At 69.4% G+C, this 17450-nt stretch carries 16 protein-coding genes; 10 read left to right on the top strand and 6 right to left on the bottom strand.

The annotated features are described in order from the left end of the window. The first annotated feature begins 320 nt into the window (after positions 1-320). The 8 genes from gap (at position 321) to ACWD04_RS13495 (ending at position 8053) form a co-directional block, all read left to right on the top strand. Complete coding sequence (gap, locus tag ACWD04_RS13530) at positions 321-1331, top strand: type I glyceraldehyde-3-phosphate dehydrogenase (RefSeq protein WP_451131336.1); 1011 nt, start codon at positions 321-323, stop codon at positions 1329-1331. A 112-nt stretch (positions 1332-1443) separates the two neighbouring features. Beyond that, positions 1444-2655, top strand: coding sequence for a phosphoglycerate kinase (locus tag ACWD04_RS13525; protein ID WP_451131334.1), 1212 nt, complete (start codon positions 1444-1446; stop codon positions 2653-2655). A gap of 6 nt (positions 2656-2661) precedes the next feature. Next, complete coding sequence (gene tpiA, locus ACWD04_RS13520; RefSeq protein ID WP_451131332.1) at positions 2662-3438, top strand: triose-phosphate isomerase; 777 nt, start codon at positions 2662-2664, stop codon at positions 3436-3438. Positions 3439-3551: 113 nt separating this feature from the next. After that, a complete protein-coding gene (secG, locus tag ACWD04_RS13515) occupies positions 3552-3788 on the top strand; it encodes a preprotein translocase subunit SecG (RefSeq protein WP_031094498.1) in 237 nt (78 codons plus the stop codon). Between the two features lie 109 nt (positions 3789-3897). After that, complete coding sequence (locus ACWD04_RS13510) at positions 3898-4233, top strand: RNA polymerase-binding protein RbpA (protein ID WP_078598194.1); 336 nt, start codon at positions 3898-3900, stop codon at positions 4231-4233. 155 nt (positions 4234-4388) lie between these two features. Next, on the top strand, positions 4389-6041 hold the full coding sequence (pgi, locus tag ACWD04_RS13505; protein ID WP_451131330.1) for a glucose-6-phosphate isomerase: 1653 nt from the start codon (positions 4389-4391) through the stop codon (positions 6039-6041). Positions 6042-6044: 3 nt separating this feature from the next. Further along, the gene (locus ACWD04_RS13500) at positions 6045-6548 is read left to right on the top strand and encodes a PH domain-containing protein (RefSeq protein ID WP_451131328.1); all 504 of its coding nucleotides are present in this window, start codon (positions 6045-6047) and stop codon (positions 6546-6548) included. After that, the gene (locus ACWD04_RS13495; protein ID WP_451131326.1) at positions 6545-8053 is read left to right on the top strand and encodes a PH domain-containing protein; all 1509 of its coding nucleotides are present in this window, start codon (positions 6545-6547) and stop codon (positions 8051-8053) included. Before ACWD04_RS13500 ends, ACWD04_RS13495 begins: the two co-directional genes overlap by 4 nt. A gap of 474 nt (positions 8054-8527) precedes the next feature. On the opposite strand, the gene pgl is transcribed toward ACWD04_RS13495, so the two are convergent. The 5 genes from pgl to tkt are packed head-to-tail and all read right to left on the bottom strand — an operon-like array spanning position 8528 to position 15113. Further along, a complete protein-coding gene (pgl, locus tag ACWD04_RS13490; RefSeq protein ID WP_451131324.1) occupies positions 8528-9310 on the bottom strand; it encodes a 6-phosphogluconolactonase in 783 nt (260 codons plus the stop codon). Then, on the bottom strand, positions 9307-10338 hold the full coding sequence (gene opcA, locus ACWD04_RS13485; protein ID WP_451131322.1) for a glucose-6-phosphate dehydrogenase assembly protein OpcA: 1032 nt from the start codon (positions 10336-10338) through the stop codon (positions 9307-9309). Before opcA ends, pgl begins: the two co-directional genes overlap by 4 nt. Next, positions 10335-11867, bottom strand: a complete 1533-nt coding sequence (gene zwf / locus ACWD04_RS13480; protein ID WP_451131320.1) for a glucose-6-phosphate dehydrogenase — start codon at positions 11865-11867, stop codon at positions 10335-10337. The genes opcA and zwf overlap by 4 nt, the downstream gene beginning before the upstream one ends. 5 nt (positions 11868-11872) lie before the next feature. Continuing rightward, a complete protein-coding gene (gene tal, locus ACWD04_RS13475) occupies positions 11873-12991 on the bottom strand; it encodes a transaldolase (RefSeq protein ID WP_451131318.1) in 1119 nt (372 codons plus the stop codon). A 34-nt stretch (positions 12992-13025) separates the two neighbouring features. Beyond that, positions 13026-15113, bottom strand: a complete 2088-nt coding sequence (tkt, locus tag ACWD04_RS13470; RefSeq protein WP_451131316.1) for a transketolase — start codon at positions 15111-15113, stop codon at positions 13026-13028. A 289-nt stretch (positions 15114-15402) separates the two neighbouring features. On the opposite strand from tkt, the gene ACWD04_RS13465 reads away from it, so the two are divergent. Both ACWD04_RS13465 and ACWD04_RS13460 read left to right on the top strand, forming a co-directional pair. After that, the gene (locus ACWD04_RS13465) at positions 15403-16356 is read left to right on the top strand and encodes a heme o synthase (RefSeq protein ID WP_451131314.1); all 954 of its coding nucleotides are present in this window, start codon (positions 15403-15405) and stop codon (positions 16354-16356) included. Between the two features lie 100 nt (positions 16357-16456). After that, the gene (locus ACWD04_RS13460; protein WP_451131312.1) at positions 16457-16825 is read left to right on the top strand and encodes a hypothetical protein; all 369 of its coding nucleotides are present in this window, start codon (positions 16457-16459) and stop codon (positions 16823-16825) included. On the opposite strand, the gene ACWD04_RS13455 is transcribed toward ACWD04_RS13460, so the two are convergent. After that, a complete protein-coding gene (locus tag ACWD04_RS13455; RefSeq protein WP_451131310.1) occupies positions 16822-17328 on the bottom strand; it encodes a hypothetical protein in 507 nt (168 codons plus the stop codon). The genes ACWD04_RS13460 and ACWD04_RS13455 overlap by 4 nt on opposite strands. Between the last annotated feature and the right edge of the window lie 122 nt (positions 17329-17450).

The following is a 17450-nucleotide window of genomic DNA, read 5'->3' as shown; positions in this document are numbered from 1 at the left end:
TGAGTCGACGTCAGTGGCGCCCGGCGGTGACTGCTGGTGACATGATGCGAACCGAAGCAGACGTCCAGCCGCTCCCCGCAAGGGGTCTGCGTCCGCCGGGAGTTGACGCTCGGTGTTCATGTGGCGTGCCGCTGCCGTCCTCGCCGTCCTGGTCGGCCATATTTCCTTGCTCCTACCAGGCGGTAAGTAGATCTTTCTTCGCGGCGCCCCTCTCGATGTCACCCCGGAGCCTTCGGAGAGGTAGGGTCGGAGGCGGTCGGGGACATCCCTATAAAACTCGCCGGCATCGAAACCGGCGTTCCTAACGAGGAGATCGGTTCGTGACGATCCGCGTAGGCATCAACGGCTTTGGCCGCATCGGTCGTAACTACTTCCGCGCGCTGCTGGAGCAGGGTGCGGACATCGAGATCGTGGCTGTCAACGACCTGGGTGACACTGCGACCACGGCTCACCTGCTGAAGTACGACACCATTCTGGGTCGTCTCAAGGCAGAGGTCAGCCACACCGCCGACACCATCACCGTCGACGGTCACACCATCAAGGTGCTCTCCGAGCGCAACCCGGCCGACATCCCCTGGGGTGAGCTGGGCGTCGACATCGTCATCGAGTCGACCGGTATCTTCACCAAGAAGGCCGACGCCGAGAAGCACATCGCCGGTGGCGCCAAGAAGGTCCTCATCTCGGCTCCGGCCAAGGACGAGGACATCACCATCGTGATGGGCGTCAACCAGGACAAGTACGACGCGGCCAGTCATCACGTCATCTCCAACGCCTCGTGCACCACCAACTGCGTGGCGCCGATGGCCAAGGTTCTCGACGAGAACTTCGGCATCGTCAAGGGCCTGATGACGACGGTCCACGCGTACACGAACGACCAGCGCATCCTGGACTTCCCGCACTCGGACCTGCGTCGCGCCCGCGCCGCCGCCGAGAACATCATCCCGACCACGACGGGCGCCGCCAAGGCGACCGCCCTGGTCCTCCCGCAGCTCAAGGGCAAGCTCGACGGCATCGCGATGCGTGTCCCGGTCCCGACCGGTTCCGCCACCGACCTCGTCGTGACCCTGCAGCGCGAGGTCACCAAGGACGAGGTCAACGCCGCTTTCAAGAAGGCTTCCGACGACGGTGACCTCAAGGGCTTCCTGACCTACACCGAGGACCCGATCGTCTCCTCGGACATCGTCGGCGACCCGTCGTCCTGCACCTTCGACTCCTCCCTGACCATGGTCCAGGAGGGCAACTCGGTGAAGATCCTCGGCTGGTACGACAACGAGTGGGGTTACTCCAACCGCCTGGTCGACCTGACCGTCTTCGTCGGCGGCCAGCTCTGATCCTAGGATCGGCAGGCATCCAGGTGTGATGTGAGGGGCTCGGACGGCGCAACGCGGCGCCGTTCGAGCCCCCTTGCATGCTCATCAGTCCTTCCAAGGAGTATCGGAACAGATGAAGACGATCGACGAACTTCTCGCCGAAGGGGTCGCGGGCAAGCGGGTATTCGTCCGCGCCGACCTCAACGTGCCGCTGGACGGCACCACGATCACCGACGACGGCCGCATCCGCGCCGTCCAGCCCACGGTCGCCGAGCTCGCCGCAGCCGGTGCACGGGTCATCGTCGCCTCGCACCTCGGCCGCCCGAAGGGCGCCCCGGACCCGGCCTTCTCGCTGGCCCCCGCCGCCGCACGTCTCGGTGAACTGCTCGGCGCCGAGGTCGCCTTCGCGACCGATACCGTCGGCGAGTCCGCCCGCGCCACGGTCGCGGCCCTCACCGACGGCCAGGTGGCCGTCATCGAGAACCTCCGCTTCAACGCCGGTGAGACGTCGAAGGACGACGCCGAGCGCGGCGCCTTCGCCGACCAGCTCGCCGAGCTCGCCGATGTGTACGTGGGTGACGGCTTCGGCGCCGTTCACCGCAAGCACGCCTCCGTCTTCGACCTCCCGGCCCGGCTGCCGCACGCCGCGGGCGGCCTGATCGCCACTGAGGTCGGCGTCCTGAAGAAGCTCACCGAGGACGTCGCGCGCCCGTACGCCGTGGTCCTCGGCGGCGCCAAGGTCTCCGACAAGCTCGGCGTCATCGACCACCTGCTGGAGAAGGCTGACCGCATCCTGATCGGCGGCGGCATGGCGTACACCTTCCTCAAGGCCAAGGGCCACGAGGTGGGCATCTCGCTGCTCCAGGAGGACCAGGTCCCGGCCGTCCAGGGCTACCTCAAGCGGGCCGAAGAGCTCGGTGTGGAGTTCGTGCTCCCCGTCGACGTCCTCGTCGCGCGGGAATTCCCGGACCTGAAGACCAAGGCTCCGGCCAACCCCACCACGGTCGCCGCCGACGCCATCCCGGCCGACCAGGAGGGCCTGGACATCGGGCCCGAGACCCGCACGCTGTACGCAGCGAAGCTCGCCGACGCGGCCACGGTCTTCTGGAACGGCCCGATGGGCGTCTTCGAGCACCCTGACTACGCCGAGGGCACCAAGGCGGTCGCCCAGGCCCTCGTCGAGTCCCAGGCTTTCAGCGTCGTCGGCGGCGGGGACTCCGCGGCTGCCGTCCGTATCCTGGGCTTCGACGAGAACGCATTCGGCCACATCTCGACCGGTGGCGGCGCCAGCCTCGAATACCTCGAGGGCAAGACGCTTCCCGGCCTCGCCGCACTGGAGGACTGACCCTTTATGAGCACCCGCACCCCGCTGATGGCGGGCAACTGGAAGATGAACCTCAACCACCTCGAGGCCATCGCGCACGTCCAGAAGCTCTCCTTCGCCCTGGCCGACAAGGACTACGACGCCGTCGAGGTCGCCGTCCTGCCGCCCTTCACGGACCTGCGTTCCGTGCAGACGCTGGTCGACGGTGACAAGCTGAAGATCAAGTACGGCGCGCAGGACATCTCGGCGCAGGACTCCGGCGCGTACACCGGTGAGATCTCCGGCCCCATGCTCGCCAAGCTGAAGTGCACGTACGTGGCCGTCGGCCACAGCGAGCGCCGCCAGTACCACGGCGAGAACGACGAGGTCTGCAACGCCAAGGTGAAGGCCGCGTACAAGCATGGCCTGACCCCGATCCTCTGCGTCGGCGAGGGCCTGGACATCCGCAAGGCCGGTGACCAGGTCTCTTACACGCTCGCGCAGCTCGACGGCGCGCTGAAGGACATCCCGGCCGAGCAGGCCGAGTCCGTCGTGATCGCCTACGAACCGGTCTGGGCCATCGGAACCGGTGAGGTCGCCACCCCCGAGGACGCCCAGGAGGTCTGCGGCGCGATCCGCCGCCGGCTCGCCGAGCTGTACTCGCAGGAGCTGGCCGACGCCGTCCGTATCCAGTACGGCGGCTCGGTGAAGTCCGGCAATGTCGCGGCCATCATGGCGCAGCCCGATGTGGACGGTGCCCTGATCGGCGGCGCCGCGCTCGACGCCGACGAGTTCGTCAAGATCGTCCGCTTCCGCGACCAGTGAGTATGCGGTAGCGCGGATCCGTCGTACCCTTGCGGGGGCCGAGGGGGGTCTACCCCCAGGCCCCCGCTGTTCGTACATGCAGTCCTAGGATTTCCGGAAAGTAGGGACCAGCCGTGGTTTTGGCGTTCGAGATCGCCCTGATCGTCTTCAGCCTGCTGCTGATGCTGCTGGTGCTGATGCACAAGGGAAAGGGCGGCGGCCTTTCCGACATGTTCGGTGGCGGAATGCAGTCCTCCGTGGGTGGCTCGTCGGTCGCCGAGCGGAACCTCGACCGCATCACCGTCGTGGTCGGTCTGGGCTGGTTCGCATGCATTGTCGTCCTTGCTCTGCTCATCAAGCTGGACAGCTGACCCCCCGTCGGCAATTCCCGGTGAGGGTGTAACTCCTTTCACTGGACGCGCGTTGGGCCTTACGTAGACTGGGGCATCTTCGAGCACCATCACGCAGGGAGTTACGACCGTGGCAAGTGGCAACGCGATCCGGGGAAGCCGGGTCGGAGCGGGGCCGATGGGGGAGGCCGAGCGAGGCGAGTCCGCGCCGCGCCTCCGCATCTCCTTCTGGTGCTCGAACGGGCACGAGACGCAGCCGAGCTTCGCCCATGACGCGCAGGTACCGGAGACCTGGGACTGCCCGCGCTGCGGCTTCCCGGCCGGACAGGACCGGGACAGTCCTCCGGCTCCGCCGCGCACCGAGCCGTACAAGACGCACCTGGCGTACGTGCGCGAGCGGCGCAGCGACGCGGACGGCGAGGCGATCCTCGCCGAAGCCCTCGCGAAGCTCCGCGGCGAGATCTGAAAGCTGTTCACCGGCCGGCCACCCCCTGGGTGTCCGGCCGGAATCCGTAGGCCGCCCCGCAGCTCGCCGATGCCCCGCCGCACCCTCCAGATCAATTAGGTTGGAGGGGCAGCGGGGAAGGTTGCAGGTACGAGAAGAAGTGGGCGATTTCCGGGATGAACGCACAAAGCCGAACCAAGCTCAATCAGACGCCCGAGTGGGCGGCTCTCGGCAAGCACCGTGAGGAGTTCGGCGACACGCATCTGCGCCGGCTCTTCGCGGACGAGCCGGACCGCGGGGCCGCGTACACCCTCAGGGTCGGCGACCTCCACATCGACTACTCCAAGCACCTGGTCACCGACGAGACGCTCCGTCTGCTGCGTGACCTCGCCACCGCGACGGACGTCGCCGGGCTGCGGGACGCGATGTTCGGCGGCGAGAAGATCAACACGACCGAGGACCGAGCCGTCCTGCACACCGCGCTGCGCGCCCCGCGCGGTGCCGTGACCGAGGTCGACGGTGAGAACGTGGTGCCGGCGGTGCACGCCGTCCTCGACAGGATGTCGGCCTTCTCCGATGGGGTCCGGGCCGGGGAGTGGACCGGTCACACCGGCAAGCCGGTCAAGAACATCGTGAACATCGGCATCGGCGGCTCCGACCTCGGACCGGCCATGGCCTACGAAGTGCTGCGCTCGTTCACGGACCGCTCGCTCACGGTCCGCTTCGTGTCGAACGTCGACGGCGCGGACCTCCACGAGGCCATCCGTGACCTGGACCCGGCCGAGACGCTGTTCATCGTCGCGTCCAAGACCTTCACCACCATCGAGACCATCACGAACGCCACCTCCGCCCGCGACTGGCTCCTCACCGGGCTGAGGGCCGGTCAGGAAGCCGTCGCCAAGCACTTCGTGGCTCTGTCGACGAACGCGGACAAGGTCACGGACTTCGGCATCGACACCGCCAACATGTTCGAGTTCTGGGACTGGGTCGGCGGCCGCTACTCCTTCGACTCGGCGATCGGCCTCTCGCTGATGATCGCCATCGGCCCGGACCGGTTCCGCGAGATGCTCGACGGCTTCCACGTCGTCGACGAGCACTTCCGCACCGCCCCCGCCGAGGAGAACGCCCCGCTGCTGCTCGGCCTGCTGGGCGTCTGGTACGGCCAGTTCTTCGACGCGCAGTCCCACGCGGTCCTGCCGTACAGCCACTATCTGTCCAAGTTCACCGCGTATTTGCAGCAGCTGGACATGGAGTCCAACGGCAAGTCCGTGGACCGGGACGGCAACCCGGTCGCGTGGCAGACGGGACCGGTCGTCTGGGGCACTCCCGGTACCAACGGGCAGCACGCCTACTACCAGCTGATCCACCAGGGTACGAAGATCATCCCGGCCGACTTCATCGGCTTCGCTTCGCCGGTCCAGGACCTGCTGCCCGGGCTGATCGCCCAGCACGACCTGCTGATGGCCAACTTCTTCGCGCAGACCCAGGCCCTCGCCTTCGGCAGGACACCGGACGAGGTCCGTGGGGAAGGCGTCGCGGAGGAGCTCGTGCCGCACAAGACGTTCCGCGGCAACCACCCGACCACCACGATCCTCGCCGACCGGCTCACCCCCTCGGTGCTCGGCCAGCTGATCGCGCTGTACGAGCACAAGGTCTTCGTCCAGGGCGCCGTCTGGAACATCGACTCCTTCGACCAGTGGGGCGTCGAGCTGGGCAAGGTCCTCGCCAAGAAGATCGAGCCGGTCCTCACCGAGGGCACCGGCGGCGAACAGCTGGACAGCTCCACCGCCGCGCTCGTCTCGGCGTACCGCTCGCTGCGTGGCCGCTGAGCGATGACCACGGGGGAGGGGACAATACGGCTCAGGCCACCGCGTAATGCACCGGCCCGCGGGGCTGTCGGCTGGTGGCGGACCCAGTGGCTGCTGCTGACGGCGGCGCCGGTCCTGGTCCTCGGCATCCTCGGCGCGCTCATCGAGCCCGCCAGGTTCTGGCTGCTGACGCCCGCCGCGGTGCTCGCGGGCATCGGCCTGCTCTGTGCTGTCCTCTTCCCCTCGTGGTGGTTCCGCACCCACCGCTGGGAGGTCACCGACGAAGCGGTCTATGTGAGCACCGGGGTCTTCCTGCGGGAGTGGCGGATCGCACCGATGTCCCGCATCCAGACCGTGGACACCGTGCGCGGCCCTCTGGAACAACTCTTCGGGCTGGCCACGGTCACCGTCACCACAGCGTCCGCCAAGGGTGCCGTGCAGATCGAGGGGCTGACCCACGAGGTCGCCGCAGACCTCGTCGAGCGGCTGACCCGCATCACCCAGGGCACCCCCGGGGACGCCACATGAGCACCGCCGCCGACAGCGGCCCCGACTGGCGGCGGCTCCATCCCCGTACGGTCCTGGTCACCGCGCTGGTCACGGCGGGGGTCGCCACGGGCGCGGCCGTGCCGGTCACGGTCGCGCTGTCCGGCCGCCTCGGGTACGCGGCAGCCGTCGGCTGGGCCCTGGCGGGGGCTGCCCTGCTGATCGGCTGCGCCGGCGCCGGTGACTACGTACGGTGGCGGCGCACCCGGTACCGCGTCGGCACCGAGCGCGTCGATCTGCACACCGGGCTCCTCCTGGTGAAGCGCCGCTCGCTGGCCCGCGAGCGGATCCGCAGCGTCGATCTCACCGCTCACCCCCTGCTACGGATCCTCGGGCTGGTCACGGTCCGCATCGGCACCGGGGAGCACACGGGCGGCGACTCCACGCTGGAACTCGACCCCGTCGCCCGCGCAGAGGGCGAGCGGCTGCGCCATGACCTCCTCGACCGTGCTGCCCCCGAGGTCTCCGGAACGCACCACGACGGCGAACTGGCCACGCTCGACCCCCGCTGGATCCGCTACGCACCCGTCTCCTTCGTCGCGCCCATGCTCGGTGGCGCCGCTGCCGGCGGTGTGCTGCAGATCAGCGACTGGGTAGGCGCGCAGGGCGAGGTGATCGACTGGGTCGCCGACCGTTTCCGGGACACCTCGATGGTCTGGACGATCGTCACCCTGGCCGTGGCGGCTCTGGCCGCCGGTGTGGTCGGAGCACTCGGGCTGTGGATCGAGATGTGGTGGAACTACCGCCTGGAGCGCGAACCGGGCGGCACCCTGCGGGTGCGGCGCGGACTGTTCACCTCGCGCTCCCTGTCCGTCGAGGAACGGCGGCTGCGCGGGGTGGACCTGGTGGAGCCCCTCGGAGTGCGGCTTGCGGGCGCCGCCCGGGTCGACGCGATCACCACCGGCCTGACCAGGGACGAGGAGTCGCGGAGCGCCGACCACGACACGCTTCTGCCGGCCGTGCCCCGCGCGCTGGCCGGCACCATCGCCGCCGCGGTACTGCGCGAGTCGGCCACCCCGACCGGCGCCCCGCTCACGGCGCACCCCCGGGCGGCCCGCGGGCGACGACTGCGCCGTGCCCTGACGGTGGCTCTGGTGCCCGTGCTGGTGCAGGTGCTGCTGGGCGTTCTGCTGACGCCCGTACTGCTGTGGACCGCGCTCGGCTCGGCGGTGGTGTCGGTACCTGTCGCCGTGCTCCTGGCCGTCGACGCATACCGCTCACTGGGGCACACTCTCAGCGGCGGCTACCTGGTGACCCGCTCCGGCACGGTCCGGCGCTCCACCGCGGCGCTGCAGCGGGCTGGTGTGATCGGCTGGACGGTGAAGCAGTCCTTCTTCCAGCGCCGGGCCGGGCTGCTGAGTGTCACCGCCACGACGGCCGCCGGAGGCGGCGCCTACACGGCACACGACGCCGACGCGGTCGAGGGCCTCACCTTCGCCGCCGAAGCCGTCCCGGGGCTGCTGGAGCCCTTCCTGGAGCGCGGCTGAGCCGGGTGGGCGCGACATACGCGCCCACCCGGCAGGCACCGGCCGTCCGAGGCCACCGGTCGAGCGGCGTGGTGGAGCCAAGGCGGGAAGGCCGGCGGGTGGGGAGCGTCCTGGGGCGTCCGAGCGGGGTGCCCGGCGGCCAGGACGTGCAGCGGGGTGCGGCCGGTGTTGTCCACGCCGCAACGGCCGGCGATCGCGGAGTCCCTGAAGTCACCGGTCCGAGCAGGACGGAGTCCGAGGGCCGTCGCGGTACGGGTGAAAGTCTGCCCCGATGCGGGTGTCGAGCGGACAGACCCGGCAGGCGCGGGACGTGGGGTACCCGGTTCTCGATCCCCCTGGGCCACAGCCGGTATCCGAGGGTGCAGGTGTCGGCCGGGCCGAACTGCGCCCCGTACTTGAGCGCGTTAGGGGCTGCCGGCAGGGCGAGAGGCCCGGCCCCCTCCTGGAGTGGGCCGGGCCTCTCGCTGTGCTCTGTTACGCCGACGCGGGCGGATACAGCGCCCGCGGGAGTTTCGAGGCCGCGGCAGCGTCCAGCAGCCACAGAGTGCGGCTGCGGCCGTACGCTCCCGCCGCCGGCGCCTGGATCTCCCCGGCGCCGGACAGTGCGATCTCCGCCGCTTCCGACTTGTCCTCCCCCGCGGCCAGCAGCCACACCTCACGCGCCGCCCGGATGGCGGGCAGGGTGAGCGAGACGCGGGTGGGCGGCGGCTTGGGGGCACCGTGCACACCGACGACGGTGCGCTCGGTCTCCCGCACCGCCGGCAGCTCCGGGAAGAGCGACGCGACATGGGTGTCCGGGCCGACGCCCAGCATCAGCACGTCGAACGTCGGTACGGCTCCGTGGTCCTCCGGGCCCGCCGCGGCGGCGAGCTCCGCCGCGTACCCCGCGGCAGCAGAGTCGGCGTCGCCGCCGTACGGCCCGTCCGACGCGGGCATCGCGTGGACCCGGGAGGGGGCCAGCTCCACCTTGTCCAGCAGGGCCTCGCGGGCCTGCGTGACATTGCGCTCCGGATCGCCCTCGGGGAGGAAGCGCTCGTCGCCCCACCACAGATCGAGCCGCGACCAGTCGATCGCGTCCCGGGCGGGCGAGGCGGCGAGCGCGGCCAGCAGGCCGTTGCCGTTACGCCCGCCGGTGAGGACCACCGAGGCGGAACCGCGGGCCGCCTGGGCGTCCACGATCTTCGTGATCAGCCTGGCCGCCGCGGCCTGAGCCATCAGCTCCTTGTCGCGGTGCACGACGAGCTGCGGTGTACTCACTTCGACGCCGCCTTCTTGGCCGCCGCCTTCTTCGCGGCAGGGGCGGCGGACCCCGTCGGCTCCGGCCGCTTCTGCCCCGTACCGACGGACGACGGCTCCGTCCGTCCGCCGAGGCGCTCCACGCCGAACTTCACCGTGGCCTCGTAGATGTTGTCCGGGTCCAGACGGCGCAGCTCCTCCGCGAGGAGCTCCGCGGTCTCCCGCCGCTTCAGCGCGACGGCACGGTCCGGCTGACCCGCCATGCAGAGCGTGGCCAGCGAGCCGTCGGGCCGGTCCAGAACGATCGCGCCGTTCTTGGTCTCCAGCCGCACGGCCGTCAGACCGGGACCCCCGGAGTGAGTGCGCTCCACCGGGACCCCGAGCCGGTCCGCGAGCCACATGGCCAGCAGTTCGCAGCTCGGATTGTCGGACTCGCCCTCGACCGTGGCCGAGACGACCTGCGCGGGCTGCTGGTCGAGCGCCGCCGCCAGCATCGAGCGCCACGGCGTGATGCGCGTCCAGGCCAGGTCCGTGTCCCCGGGCCGGTACGTCGCCGCGCGCACCGACAGCTCGTCGAGGGGGTGCTCGGCGGAGTAGGTGTCGGTGATACGACGCTGGGCGAGCGCGCCCAGCGGGTCCTTGGCCGGGTCCGCCGGGGCGTCCTCCGGCCACCACAGCACGACCGGGGCGTCCGGCAGCAGCAACGGCAGGACGACCGACTGGGCGTGGTTGGCCAGCTCACCGTGCAGACGCAGGACGACGGTCTCGCCCGAGCCCGCGTCGGAACCGACCCGGATCTCGGCGTCGAGCCGTGCGTCACGCCGGGCGCGCGGCGACTTGCTGACCCGCTTGATCACCGCGATGATCCGCGACGGATGCTCGCGGGAGGAGTCGCTCGCCGCCCGGAGGGCGTCGTAGGCGTTCTCCTCGTCGGTGACGATGACGAGAGTGAGCACCATGCCGATGGCGGGCGTGCCGATGGAGCGGCGCGCCGAGACCAGGGCCTGGTTGATCTTGCTGGACGTGGTTTCCGTGAGATCGATCTTCATGGCCGGCGCCAGCTCCGTCCGTCGCGTGCGAGCATCTCGTCGGCCTCGGCCGGCCCCCATGATCCCGCCGGGTACTGGGCGGGCTTGCCGTGCTTGTCCCAGTACTCCTCGATCGGGTCGAGGATGTTCCAGGAGAGCTCGACCTCCTGGTGGCGCGGGAAGAGGTTGGCGTCACCGAGCAGCACATCGAGGATGAGCCGCTCGTACGCCTCCGGGCTGGACTCCGTGAAGGACTCGCCGTAGGCGAAGTCCATGGTGACGTCCCGTACCTCCATGGAGGTACCCGGCACCTTCGAGCCGAACCGGACCGTGACCCCCTCGTCCGGCTGAACCCGGATGACCAGGGCGTTGCCGCCGAGCTCCTCCGTCGCACCGGACTCGAAGGGCAGATACGGCGCGCGCTTGAAGACGACCGCGATCTCGGTGACGCGGCGGCCGAGGCGCTTGCCGGTACGGAGATAGAACGGCACGTCCGCCCAGCGGCGGTTGTTGATCGTCAGCTTGATCGCGGCGAAGGTGTCGGTCTTCGACTTGGGGTCGATACCGTCCTCCTCCAGATAGCCGAGCGCTTCCTCGCCGCCCTGCCAGGCGTGCGCGTACTGTCCGCGCACCGTGTGCTTGCCGAGGTCCTCGGGCAGCTCCACCGCCGTGAGCACCTTCAGCTTCTCGGCGACCAGCGCCTTGGGGTGGAAGGAGCCGGGCTCCTCCATCGCCGTCAGCGCCAGCAGCTGGAGCAGGTGGTTCTGGATGACGTCACGGGCCGCGCCGATGCCGTCGTAGTAGCCGGCCCGGCCGCCGATGCCGATGTCCTCGGCCATCGTGATCTGGACGTGGTCGACGTACGACCTGTTCCAGATCGGCTCGAACATCGTGTTGGCGAAGCGCAGCGCCAGGATGTTCTGGACCGTCTCCTTGCCGAGGTAGTGGTCGATACGGAAGACCTCGTTCGGCGGGAAGACGTCGTGCACGAGCTGGTTCAGCTCCTGCGCGCTCTCCAGGTCGTGACCGAACGGCTTCTCGATGACGGCCCGTCGCCAGCTGCCTTCCTTCTGGTCGGCCAGCCCGTGCTTCTTGAGCTGCTCGACGACCTTGGGGAAGAACTTCGGCGGCACGGACAGGTAGAAGGCGAAGTTGCCGCCCGTGCCCTGCGCCTTGTCGAGTTCCTCGATCGTGGCCTTGAGGGTCTCGAACGCCGCGTCGTCGTCGAAGTTGCCCTGGACGAAGCGCATGCCCTGGCTGAGCTGCTGCCAGACCTCTTCGCGGAACGGGGTCCGGGCATGCTCCTTGACGGCGTCGTGGACGACCTGGGCGAAGTCCTCGTCCTCCCAGTCGCGGCGCGCGAAGCCGATGAGCGAGAAGCCCGGGGGCAGCAGGCCGCGGTTGGCCAGGTCGTAGACGGCGGGCATCAGCTTTTTACGGGACAAATCGCCCGTGACGCCAAAGATCACCAGGCCCGACGGTCCCGCGATACGCGGGAGCCGTCGGTCCTGGGCGTCACGGAGCGGGTTGGCTCCGGGAACACCAGACAAGGTGGTCAGCCCTCCGAAGGAGCGAGGCGCTCGAGCTCTGCCTCGGTGGAGTTGAGCAGGTCGTTCCAGGCAGCCTCGAACTTGTCGACGCCCTCGTCCTCGAGGAGCCGGACGACGTCGTCGTAGCTGACCCCGAGCTTCTTGATCGCGTCGAGGTCGGCGCGTGCCTGGTCGTAGCCACCGGCGACGGTGTTGCCGGTGATGTCGCCGTGGTCGGCCACGGCCTCCAGCGTCGCCTCCGGCATGGTGTTGACCGTGTTCGGGGCGACGAGGTCGTCGACGTACAGGGTGTCCTTGAGGGACGGGTCCTTGACGCCGGTGGAGGCCCACAGCGGACGCTGCTTGTTGGCCTGCGCCTTGTCCAGGGCGGCCCAGCGGTCGCCCGCGAAGACCTCCTCGTACGCCTCGTAGGCCAGACGGGCGTTGGCGAGGGCGGACTTGCCCTTCGCGGCCTTGGCCTCGTCGCTGCCGACCGCGTCCAGTCGCTTGTCGATCTCGGTGTCCACACGGGACACGAAGAAGGACGCCACAGAGTGGATCTTGGAGAGGTCGAGGCCCGCGGCCTTGGCCTTCTCCAGGCCGGCCAGGTAGGCGTCCATGACCTCGCGGTAGCGCTCCAGCGAGAAGATCAGCGTCACGTTGACGCTGATGCCCCGCCCGATGGTCTCGGTGATGGCCGGCAGGCCGGCCTTCGTCGCCGGGATCTTGATGAGTGTGTTCGGCCGGTCCACCAGCCAGGCCAGCTGCTTGGCCTCGGCGACCGTGGCCAGGGTGTTGTGCGCCAGTCGCGGGTCGACCTCGATCGAGACCCGGCCGTCCTGGCCGTCCGTCGCGTCGAAGACCGGACGCAGGATGTCGGCGGCGTCACGTACGTCCGCCGTCGTGATCATGCGGATGGCTTCCTCGACGGTGACCTTGCGGGCGGCGAGGTCGGTGAGCTGCTGCTCGTAACCGTCACCCGAGGAGATGGCCTTCTGGAAGATCGACGGGTTGGTCGTGACACCCACTACGTGGCTCTGGTCGATCAGCTCGGCCAGGTTGCCGGACGTGATCCGCTTACGGGACAGGTCGTCCAGCCAGATCGCCACGCCCTCGTCGGAGAGGCGCTTGAGTGCGTCTGTCATGAGAATTACATCTCCTACTTGTCGTGTAACCGGGTCAGCGCGCAGCGGAGGCGAGAGATTCCCGGGCGGCTTCCGCCACGTGCGCGGCGGTGAAGCCGAACTCGCGGAAGAGGACCTTGGCGTCCGCGGACGCACCGAAGTGCTCCAGCGAGACGATCCGGCCCGCGTCACCCACGTACCGGTGCCAGGTGAGGCCGATGCCGGCTTCGACGGCGACCCGGGCCTTGACGGACGGCGGAAGCACGCTGTCCTTGTACGCCTGGTCCTGCTCCTCGAACCACTCGACACACGGCATGGAGACCACACGGGTCGGCACACCGGCCGCCTGGAGCTCGTCGCGGGCCTCGACGGCCAGCTGGACCTCGGAACCCGTCGCGATCAGAACGGCCTGCGCCTCGCCGCCCTCGGAGTCGAAGAGCACGTAGCCGCCCTTGGCCGCGTTGTCGTTCGCCGGGTAGGTGGGCACGCCCTGACGGGTCAGCGCCAGACCGTGCGGGGCGCTCTTGCCGTAGTCCTTCTTGCCGCGCTTGAGGATCTCGCGCCAGGCGATGGTTGTCTCGTTGGCGTCGGCCGGGCGGACGACGTTCAGGCCCGGGATGGCGCGCAGCGAGGCGATGTGCTCCACCGGCTGGTGGGTCGGACCGTCCTCGCCGAGGCCGATCGAGTCGTGCGTCCACACGTACGTCACCGGGAGGTGCATCAGCGCGGAGAGGCGGACGGCGTTGCGCATGTAGTCGGAGAACACCAGGAAGGTGCCGCCGTAGATGCGGGTGTTGCCGTGCAGCGCGATGCCGTTCATGGCAGCGGCCATGGCGTGCTCGCGGATGCCGAAGTGGATCGTCCGGCCGTACGGGTCGGCCTCGGGCAGCGGGTTGCCCACCGGGAGGAACGAGGACGTCTTGTCGATCGTGGTGTTGTTCGAGCCCGCCAGGTCGGCGGAACCGCCCCACAGTTCGGGGATGACACCCCCGAGCGCCTGCAGGACCTTGCCGGAGGCGGCACGCGTGGCGACCCCGTGACCGGCCTCGAAGACCGGAAGCTCGTCCTCCCAGCCCGGGGGCAGTTCCCCCGCGGCGATCCGGTCGAAGTCGGCGGCGCGCTCCGGGTTGGCGGTGCGCCACGCGGCGAAGCTCTTCTCCCACTCGGCCTTGACCTCACGACCGCGGTCCAGCGCCTCACGGGTGTGCGCGATGACCTCGTCGGAGACCTCGAAGGTCTTCTCCGGGTCGAAGCCGAGCAGCCGCTTCGTGGCCGCGATCTCGTCGTCGCCGAGCGCCGAGCCGTGCGCGGCCTCGGTGTTCTGGGCGTTCGGGGCGGGCCAGGCGATGATCGAGCGGGCCGCGATGAACGACGGGCGCTCCGTCTCGGCCTTGGCGGCCTGCAGCGCGCGGTAGAGACCCTCGGGGTCGAGGTCACCGCTGGGCGACTGGTCCACGCGCTGGACGTGCCAGCCGTAGGACTCGTAGCGCTTCAGGGTGTCCTCGGAGACCGCGGTCTCGGTGTCGCCCTCGATCGAGATGTGGTTGTCGTCCCACAGAAGCACCAGGTTGCCCAGCTTCTGGTGGCCGGCCAGCGAGGACGCCTCGGCCGAGATGCCCTCCTGGAGGCAGCCGTCACCGGCGACGACCCAGATGGTGTGGTCGAACGGGGAGGTGCCGGGGGCCGCCTGCGGGTCGAAGAGACCGCGCTCGTAGCGGGAGGCCATCGCCATGCCCACGGCGTTGGCGACACCCTGGCCCAGCGGGCCGGTCGTCGTCTCGACACCGGTGGTGTGGCCGTACTCCGGGTGGCCCGGGGTCTTGGAGCCCCAGGTGCGGAACGCCTTGAGGTCGTCCAGCTCCAGGCCGTACCCGGCGAGGTAGAGCTGGATGTACAGCGTCAGGCTGGAGTGGCCCGCGGACAGTACGAACCGGTCGCGTCCGGTCCACTCCGCGTCCGCCGGGTCGTGGCGCATCACCTTCTGGAAGAGGGTGTACGCGGCAGGAGCCAGGCTCATCGCCGTACCCGGGTGGCCGTTTCCGACTTTCTGTACGGCGTCCGCGGCGAGGACGCGGACGGTGTCCACGGCCCGCTGGTCCAATTCGGTCCACTGAAGGTCTGTGGTGGTCGGCTTGGTGCTCACCCTGAGTCAGGGCTCCTCTCCACTGTTCGTAAACCGGTGACTGGTTACCGCACCGGGCATTGCCGAGCCTACCCCCGTCGCAAGGCGGTACTTCTGCCCTTTCCACAGTGCGGGCGACCTGCGGAGTTCGCCTCCCGTATGAGCGCCGCCGTTCACTTCTGCGCCACCCCAACACGACCCCACCCCCGCGAAGAGGGGCGTATGCCCAACGTCTACAGTGGTGTGGTTCGCGCAAGTCTTTACCGGGCCGCCTTCACGCCCGGAGCTTGCTGGGATTTCTCTGTCAGGGGTGTGCGTGACGGCCGTCGAGTCCCGACCCGCAGGGGTCGCCTTGACTCCGAGCCCAGGGGGCCAACGCCCGTTCGGGGCCCGCATCAAGGCATTTGTGGCTCTTACAAAGCCGCGCATCATCGAGCTGCTGCTGATCACCACCGTTCCGGTGATGTTCCTCGCCGCTCAGGGCGTGCCGGATCTGTTGCTCGTAGTCACCACCACCATCGGCGGATATCTCTCCGCGGGCGGTGCCAACGCGCTCAACATGTATATCGACCGTGACATCGACGCGCTGATGGACCGTACGTCGCAGAGGCCACTGGTCACCGGCATGGTGAGCCCGCGGGAGTGCCTGGTCTTCGGAATCGCCCTCGCGGGGATTTCCACGGTCTGGTTCGGACTCCTCGTCAACTGGCTCTCGGCGGCGCTCTCACTCGGCGCACTTCTGTTCTATGTCGTCGTCTATACGATGCTGCTGAAGCGCCGGACCTCGCAGAACATCGTCTGGGGCGGAATCGCCGGCTGCATGCCCGTACTCATCGGATGGTCCGCCGTGACCAATTCGATGTCCTGGGCCGCGGTGATTCTTTTCGCCGTCATCTTCTTCTGGACGCCGCCGCACTACTGGCCGCTGTCGATGAAGGTGAAGGAGGACTACGCCCGGGTGGGCGTCCCGATGCTTCCGGTCGTCGCCTCCAACCGGGTGGTCGCCCGCCAGATCGTCATCTACAGCTGGGTCATGGTCGCCGTCTCGCTGCTGCTCACCCCGCTGGGCTACACCGGCTGGTTCTATACCGCGGTGGCGCTGCTGACCGGCGGTTTCTGGCTCTGGGAGGCGCACGGCCTGCAGAACCGGGCGAAAGCGGGCGTGACGGGCGGCAAGCTCAAGGAGATGCGACTCTTCCACTGGTCCATCACCTATGTCTCGCTCCTCTTCGTCGCCGTCGCGGTGGACCCCTTCCTGAGGTAGTCCCGCACGCACCGGAGCTCCGCCGACGGGCGGGGGACGTGGCCGATGCCACGCCCCCCGCCCGTCGCCAGTTGATCTACCCGTCGGTAGCATCCTTTCCATGGCAGAGACGGCAGAGTCCCAGACCCAGCAGACGGACGACAGCAAGCACGCGGCCCGGGCGGAGCGCAGGGCCGCGAAGCTCGCCAAGCAGATCGGTGTCTTCGCCAAGGAGCACGGCGGCGCCGAGGGGCAGCTCGCCTACCTCGGCCAGCTGGGTACCCGCATCGTGCTGGTCGGTGAGGACGGCGGCTGGGGCGACCTGATCGCCCCTTCCTACGCCGTCGCGGAGAGCGCCACGCAGAAGGCGGGCATCACGGTCCACGAGGACTTCGACGGGGAATTCGCGGCGAAGGTCCGCACCGGCCCGTACGAGTGGTCGCGGATGGCGGGCATCCAGGTCGGCGGCCCGTCCAACGACAAGGCCTAAGACTTCCGCGGCCCCGGCCCCGGCCCGGCCCCGGTCTCGGGCTTCGGCACGGCCGGCCGGGGTGCCGGCCCGAAGTCCGCTCCCGCGTCGCGGGCCCAGGCCTCCCAGCCGTCCGCGTCGGTGGGGGAGGAGTAGTCGTCCGGGGAGTCGGTGTCCTTCTCCCGTACGAGGACGCGCGTGCAGCCGGAACAGTGCCGGATGTCCGCGCCCAACCTGCCGCTGCCCGCGGGCGGATACGCACGCTCGGCGAAGACCGCCGCCTTCTCGCGGGCATCGCGCTTGCCGCGGACCCGTCGGCGTGCGAGGAGCACCAGGACGGGGACGATCAGAAGTTCGAGTCCGGCCAGCTTCCAGGAGAAGTCGGCCACCAGCAGCAACAGCGCGGCCACCGGTATCAGCAGCGGCGCGGCCGCCGGAACCGCGGCGAGCTCACTGCGGCGCAGCGGCTGGGCGCGGTCCTGGAAGGCCCCTACGTGGAAGGCCTTCTCGTGGAAACAGTTCATACGGTGTTCCCCGGAGCACGAGCCCATGACCCCACCCTCCCCCGGACGGACGCGCGGCCGGTGACCGTGACCAGGGTGGAGGGCGGGGCGCGACCGGTCCAGAGGCGCGGAGCGTTATGGCC

Source organism: Streptomyces sp. NPDC002911, assembly GCF_053591835.1.
The sequence above is the reverse complement of the archived record's forward strand: the minus strand, read 5'-3'. Positions and strand labels throughout refer to the sequence as shown.